Annotated in this window: 7 protein-coding genes and 2 pseudogenes; 6 read left to right on the forward strand and 3 right to left on the reverse strand. The window is 60.7% G+C overall.

Features of this window, described 5'->3' with window-relative positions; genetic code table 11:
• Both HCU66_RS26550 and HCU66_RS26555 read left to right on the forward strand, forming a co-directional pair.
• Positions 1 to 332, forward strand: a pseudogene (locus HCU66_RS26550) (putrescine ABC transporter permease PotI); the annotation flags it as partial.
• 143 nt (positions 333 to 475) lie between these two features.
• The gene (locus tag HCU66_RS26555; RefSeq protein ID WP_205891337.1) at positions 476 to 1,573 is read left to right on the forward strand and encodes a polyamine ABC transporter substrate-binding protein; all 1,098 of its coding nucleotides are present in this window, start codon (positions 476 to 478) and stop codon (positions 1,571 to 1,573) included.
• A 283-nt stretch (positions 1,574 to 1,856) separates the two neighbouring features.
• Here the strand turns inward: HCU66_RS26555 and thpR are convergent, their stop codons facing one another.
• A complete protein-coding gene (thpR, locus tag HCU66_RS26560; protein ID WP_205891338.1) occupies positions 1,857 to 2,396 on the reverse strand; it encodes an RNA 2',3'-cyclic phosphodiesterase in 540 nt (179 codons plus the stop codon).
• A gap of 127 nt (positions 2,397 to 2,523) precedes the next feature.
• Here thpR and HCU66_RS26565 point away from each other — a divergent pair, with 127 nt between their 5' ends.
• Positions 2,524 to 2,718 carry a hypothetical protein gene (locus HCU66_RS26565; protein WP_205891339.1) on the forward strand — a complete coding sequence of 65 codons (195 nt, stop codon included), beginning with the start codon at positions 2,524 to 2,526 and terminating at the stop codon, positions 2,716 to 2,718.
• A 15-nt stretch (positions 2,719 to 2,733) separates the two neighbouring features.
• On the opposite strand, the gene HCU66_RS26570 is transcribed toward HCU66_RS26565, so the two are convergent.
• Both HCU66_RS26570 and HCU66_RS26575 read right to left on the reverse strand, forming a co-directional pair.
• Positions 2,734 to 3,087 (reverse strand): DUF1428 domain-containing protein, encoded by a 354-nt coding sequence (locus HCU66_RS26570; RefSeq protein ID WP_205891340.1) that lies wholly within the window; start codon positions 3,085 to 3,087, stop codon positions 2,734 to 2,736.
• Positions 3,088 to 3,103: 16 nt separating this feature from the next.
• A complete protein-coding gene (locus tag HCU66_RS26575; RefSeq protein ID WP_205891341.1) occupies positions 3,104 to 4,228 on the reverse strand; it encodes a hypothetical protein in 1,125 nt (374 codons plus the stop codon).
• A gap of 367 nt (positions 4,229 to 4,595) precedes the next feature.
• On the opposite strand from HCU66_RS26575, the gene HCU66_RS26580 reads away from it, so the two are divergent.
• The 3 genes and pseudogenes from HCU66_RS26580 to HCU66_RS27700 all read left to right on the forward strand — a co-directional run.
• On the forward strand, positions 4,596 to 4,865 hold the full coding sequence (locus HCU66_RS26580; RefSeq protein WP_205891342.1) for a hypothetical protein: 270 nt from the start codon (positions 4,596 to 4,598) through the stop codon (positions 4,863 to 4,865).
• A 215-nt stretch (positions 4,866 to 5,080) separates the two neighbouring features.
• Positions 5,081 to 5,461, forward strand: a complete 381-nt coding sequence (locus HCU66_RS26585; protein ID WP_205891343.1) for a RidA family protein — start codon at positions 5,081 to 5,083, stop codon at positions 5,459 to 5,461.
• Between the two features lie 377 nt (positions 5,462 to 5,838).
• Positions 5,839 to 5,909: pseudogene (locus HCU66_RS27700) on the forward strand (DUF6124 family protein); the annotation flags it as partial.

Genomic DNA, 5,909 nt, shown 5'->3' on the forward strand with positions numbered 1-5,909 from the left:
TTCCGATGATCGCGCCGTCGCTGGCGGCGGGCGGCATGATGTCGTTTGCCCTGTCGCTGGATGACCTGGTGTTGGCGAGCTTCGTCTCGGGTCCCGGCTCGACGACGCTGCCGATGGAAGTGTTCTCGGCGGTGCGCCTGGGTGTGAAGCCCGAGATCAATGCCGTGGCCAGCCTGATTCTGCTGGCGGTGTCGCTGGTGACCTTCCTGGTCTGGTACTTCAGCCGCAAGGCCGAAGCCACGCGCAAACGGGCGATCCAGGAAGCCATGGACCAGACCGCCAGCGAGTCCTGGCAGCAACCGAAAAAGCAAATGGCGCAAGCGACGGCTTAGTACCTTACCTGTAGGAGCGAGGCTTGCCCGCGAAGAACGATGACGCGTAATACCTGAAAAACGCGGTGCATTCTTCGCGGGCAAGCCTCGCTCCTACAGCCGGCATGTTTTGTGTCTTATAAAAAGAAAATGGAGTTGTACCGATGAAAATGTTTGGCAGGACTCTGCTGACACTGTCCTTATTGGGCGCAATCACCGCTGGCGCCCAGGCCAATGACAACGTACTGCGCGTCTACAACTGGTCGGATTACATCGCCCCGGACACGGTCAAAAAGTTCGAGGACGAAACCGGCATTCGCGTGACCTACGATGTGTTCGACAGTAACGAAACCCTTGAGGCAAGGCTACTGGCGGGAAAATCGGGCTATGACATCGTGGTGCCGTCCAACAGTTTCCTGGCCAAGCAGATCAAGGCTGGGGTCTATCAGGAACTGGACAAATCGAAGCTACCGAACTGGAAAAACCTTAACCCGGTGCTGCTGAAAAATGCTTCGGCCAGCGACCCGGATAACGGCCACGCCTTCCCGTACATGTGGGGTTCGATCGGCATCGGTTATAACCCGGCCAAGGTCAAGGAAGTGCTCGGCACGGATGCGCCGGTGAATTCCTGGGACTTGCTGTTCAAACCGCAAAACGCGGCGAAGCTCAAAACGTGTGGCATCAGTTTTCTTGATTCGCCGACGGAAATGCTCCCGGCTGCCCTGCACTATTTGGGTTATCCGGTGAACTCCCGGGACAAGGCGCAAATCGCCGAAGCCGAAGCGCTGTTCATGAAGATTCGCCCGTCGGTGGCTTACTTCCATTCGTCGAAGTACATCTCCGACCTGGCCAACGGCAACATCTGCGTCGCCGTCGGTTACTCCGGCGACGTGCTGCAAGCCAAGGCCCGCGCCCAGGAAGCCGGCGACAAGGTGAAGATCGAATACAGCATCCCGAAAGAAGGCGCCGGCAGCTTTTACGACATGGTCGCCATCCCACGGGACGCGGCCAACGTCGACAACGCCTACCTGTTCATGAACTTCCTGATGCGCCCGGACATCATCGCCGACGTCACCAACAGCATCGGCTACAGCAACGCCAACGCAGCGGCCACCCCGCTGGTGGATGAAGCAATACGCGACGACCCGGCGTCCTACCCACCGCAAGCGGTGATGGCGACGTTGTATGCCATTCCTGACGTGCCGATCGCCACGCAGCGGATCATGACCCGGGGCTGGACGCGGGTGAAGCTGGGTAAATAACCCCGCCCTGCCCGCCTCACTGATCGTTCCCACGCTCCGCGTGGGAATGCCTCCACGGACGCTCCGCGTTCGGCTCTGGAAGGGACGCGGAGCGTCCCGGGCTGCATTCCCACGCGGAGCGTGGGAACGATCATCCACGCTGCGCGTGGGAACGATCATCGCTTTACCCTTTTCCGTTCACGCAGCGCCTTACCACCGCTGCACTCCTCTCTGAAGAACGGCTTCACCTGGCTTCCTCGGTTAAGGTGAATTCAGGCGCCCTCGGGCGCCTTTTTTTGTGGGTTTACGAGGCGACCAATGGCCATTCGGCCAGCGCCCGGTACCGGCCTTTATGGGACTCGAACAGACTGAAGCGATCGGCACGCAGAAAAAACTCCGGCGGCGTGGCGGATTCGGGGACCGGTGCCCGGTAGTCGCGCATCAGGGTCAAATGCGGGCGAAATTCCCGATGGGTGTCTTCAAAGCCGAACGGCAACATGGCCTGCTCCAGCGCATACACCAGGCGCAGCAACTGCGGTGCTGCCTGCGCCGGTGCCAGCAACAAGACCCCGGAGCGACGCCAGACGTCCAGCCGATCCAGCACAACCGTCAACGGTACGCCGGGTACGCGGACGTTGGCGGCGGCCTTGCAGACATCCGCTATCTGCGCCATGCCGACCGTGCCGAGAAACAGCAGGGTCAGGTGAAAGTTTTCCGCCGGCACCGGGCGCCCGATGTTGAGCCCCAGCGCGCCGCGCCACTGGGCGATGGCCCGGCGTTGTTCGGGGGCGCAGTTCAAGGCGAAAAACAGCCGCTTGAACGGCTCACGGGATTCATCGCTCATGTCGGGCACCTCAATGCGCGGGGACCCTTTGATTTTACAAAGGGATACCACGCCAGCAAGCCCATTTCTGGCACCCGCCGGCATGCGCGTTATAGTTCAAGGAACCGAACCGACGGGAGGGGACGCCATGCGTCAGGTCATCAGCAAAGAGCCATGGTGGGCCGTGCCACCCAAGCCCGGTCAGGACGAGTCCGAACTGGAATGGGGCTGGCTGGTTCATTACAACGAAGGCGAGCCGCGCTTCGAGTTCATCAAGGAGCGGCCGTCGGACAGCGAGATTCGTAACCGCAAGAGTTGCAGGACCGCCCCGACGCCGGAGTGATCCTGCGACTAGGGCTCAGGCTTTGACGAGCATTTCGAAACCGCCAAATATCGCCCGCTGGCCGTCGAACGGCATCGGATTGACGTCCGGTTGCATCCGCGGATCGCTCATGAGTTTCGCCATGCCGGCGTCACGGGTGGCCTTGTCGGGCCAGACGATCCAGGAAAACACCACGGTTTCGTCTTCCTTGAGTTTTACCGCCATGGGAAACGAAGTCACTTTGCCATCGGGCACGTCATCGCCCCAGCATTCGGCGAGGCTGAGCGCGCCGTTTTCCTTGAAAATCGCGGCGGCGGACTCCGCGTGGCGTTTGAATTTTTCGCGGTTGGCTTTGGGGACTGCCGCAACGAAGCCATCAACGTAAGCCATGATCGTTCTCCTCGGGTTATGGGTTGATCTGCTGAGTAGTCGATCCAGCGTGGCTCCAATCGACAGTTCCCGCGCCCAGGCTGACCGCCGGTTCGACGGACGGTTCTGCGGTCTGTTCTGCTGTCTGTTCTGCTGTCTGCTCTACGCTCTGTTCGACAGCCGGGGCCAGGCTGCCCTCGATCTGCCGCGCCATGTACAGCGTTCCTGCCATGACGCCGGTAGCGGGGTTCTGCACCAGCTTCAGCCACGCCTTGTCGAACGAATCGCCCAGACTGCTGCGGATCAGCGCCTCGCTATCGGGCCGGTCGTTGGCCTGGATAATCGCGCGCACCCCGGCTACCCCCACAGAAATCAACGCCCCGGCTGCCTTCCCTGCCACCGCCGCCACCGCACTGGCCGCACCTCGCGGGGCCATTTCGGCTTCGATTCGCCTGCTGGCACGCTTGGCCACCGGTGCCATGCCGGCGTCCGTCGAGCCGATGCCCCTGTCGCCACCCGCCGTGTGGATCGTCTCGATCAGCGCCAGGTAGGCCGGCAATTTGCCCAGTTCGGCGTGCACCACCTGATACAGCGAAGCGTCACGGGTAGGCGGTGGGCCCAGTGAAATGGCCGGGATTTTCTGGATGCGCTGGTTGAGTTGCGCCATCGGCACGCCGTGACGCTGGGAGATGACCTCGAGTTGTTGACCCATCAGCTGCACGTAAAATGCCGTCGCCTGCGCGAGGATCTGATCGGGATCGATCTCCACCGCCACCGGTGCCAGCACTTTCAGGCGATATTGTTCCAGCAGATAAGCTGCCAGGCGTTTGGCCGAGGCATCCTCCTCGTCCCCGGCATTGATGGCGTACCAGCTGACTTTCATTGATAGCCATTCCTGGGTCCAGTAGCTGCTGAACCACGGAATGAAGACTTCTTCGGTCTGCTGGAAAACCCGCGTGCGCCAGTGCTCCATGGACCCGCGGGCGTAGACCCTGGCCTGTTCGGTGGCCTGCTGCGAAGCGGCGACAATTTCCCGGTCCACCTGCTGCCAGGTGCTCTGGGACACCACTACCACCGGCACCACGGCTACCGGGGCAGGCGGGGGCGTGACGCATCCCGCCAATACGATCAACACAGCAACGATCAGCGAACGCAGGTTCAAGATCGCGGTGTCCTACAGTCGTCGTCGAACGGAGTGTCCGACGCTAAAGAACATGCTGATTTGAGTATAGGTCGGGGGCGCAGGCCGTCCGTCAGGAAGCGTGGTGGCGCCCTCAAAAACTCCACAATGGATTGCCGAATTCCCGATTCCGTTACCACCATCATCCACGTCGATACTCACCATCGCCACGAATGCCTTCCGCAAGAAAACCGTCAGGTGCAGGATCAACCCATCGCTACTTGAACCCCCCATTGGAGGGGCACCACATGTTGATCCATCTCCTGACCTGCCTGGCCCTGACGGCCGTTACCCTGACCCTGTTTTCCCGCTTCGTGCTCGATAGCGGTCACATCGAGGAGCCGACTTCATGATTTATTCCGTCAGCCTCGCCGTGAGTTTCCCGGTGTTCGGCAGCAACTACTATTCCCAGCAGGTCGTCTCTCGCAAAGCGATCGCGCTGGTGTTCGACAAGCACTTCGAGGCCTTGCTGATGCCGGCAGCGGCCAACCACTTCAGTAACGAAGTGGTCGGGCTCAACGATCAGTTCCGGTTTTTGAATGATGTGCTGGTTGAGCATCTGCTGGAGATTGAAATGACTCAGCGCTCCTCAAGGCCAGCGCCAGCATTCACCTTTTGATGGCGCCTGATGGCGGGTCAGCGCGGGCCGTCACCGGGACCACCGCCGAAACCTCCAGGATGGTCGAAACCACCACTACATACCTCACCTGCTGAAACCTCGCGACTTCGCCTTCCGGTTTTTCGAGCGGATACACGAACGGCCCGACGATAGGGCTGTAAACTGGCCACGCAAAAAAGGCGTCGCCCCTTCACCCCCTCAAACAAGAGATCCCCATGGCAAACCACGACATCACGTTCCTCCCCGATCCCGACCCGGAATCTATCTCCTCCGACGTTGCCGGTTTCGGCGGGCTGCTGGTCTCCACTCAAATCCCTACCCGCGCCGACGGCAGCCTGGAACTGGGCGACATCACCCTGCAAAGCGAGTGCACCCTGCAGGCGCTCAAGGTCGCGCTGGAGAACGCCGGCAGTTCCATGGACCGGGTGCTGCATCTGACCATCTACCTCACCGACATGGCCGACCGCGCCGCGTTCAACGAGGTCTACCAGCGCTTCTTCGCCAAGCCCTGGCCGGTTCGCGCCGCCGTTGGCGTGGCCGCGCTGGCGGTTGAAGGCATGCGCGTGGAAGTCACCGCGATGGCGGCCAAGGGCTGAGTTCGCCGAGGGCTCCCGATAACGATGTTTAAGCTGTGCGTTTAAAGACACCCGGTGTTACTTCATCAAGGCTACAACGCCTTGCGTCGTTGCCTACGACTGCGCCAGAATCCGCCGGCTTGTGCGCTTTGGGGGCCATCGGTAACTTGATTCGTGTCACTGCTCATCAGTGATCGGGTCTGCAAGCCCGCCGGAATACCAGTCGCATAGCCCCCCCGTAGGACGCTCATTTGTGTCCGCTCAATGGCAGCTTTGTGCGGGAGACCTTCGGGTCTGCCGGGTTCCTGGTTTCCCGGTCTTGCAGACCCGCGCACAGCTGCCACCCATCATCTGCAAGTGATGTTGGTAGCTCCTAATGAATAATCAGGAGTTTCACCATGTTCAAACCGACACCCAATCCACCGATCACAGACCCGACATCCCCCTACGAATCCCTCGATTCAAAAAA

The organism is Pseudomonas frederiksbergensis, from assembly GCF_017114915.1.
In the GTDB taxonomy this organism is placed as follows: Bacteria; Pseudomonadota; Gammaproteobacteria; order Pseudomonadales; family Pseudomonadaceae; genus Aquipseudomonas; species Aquipseudomonas frederiksbergensis_I.

Excerpts from the sequence above, each read along its gene's own strand:
- HCU66_RS26580 (WP_205891342.1), top strand. The coding sequence starts at position 4,596 with ATGATTTATTCCGTCAGCCTCGCCGTGAGTTTCCCGGTGTTCGGCAGC.
- HCU66_RS26570 (WP_205891340.1), bottom strand. The coding sequence starts at position 3,087 with ATGGCTTACGTTGATGGCTTCGTTGCGGCAGTCCCCAAAGCCAACCGC.
- HCU66_RS26585 (WP_205891343.1), top strand. The coding sequence starts at position 5,081 with ATGGCAAACCACGACATCACGTTCCTCCCCGATCCCGACCCGGAATCT.
- HCU66_RS26565 (WP_205891339.1), top strand. The coding sequence starts at position 2,524 with ATGCGTCAGGTCATCAGCAAAGAGCCATGGTGGGCCGTGCCACCCAAG.
- HCU66_RS26555 (WP_205891337.1), top strand. The coding sequence starts at position 476 with ATGAAAATGTTTGGCAGGACTCTGCTGACACTGTCCTTATTGGGCGCA.
- thpR (WP_205891338.1), bottom strand. The coding sequence starts at position 2,396 with ATGAGCGATGAATCCCGTGAGCCGTTCAAGCGGCTGTTTTTCGCCTTG.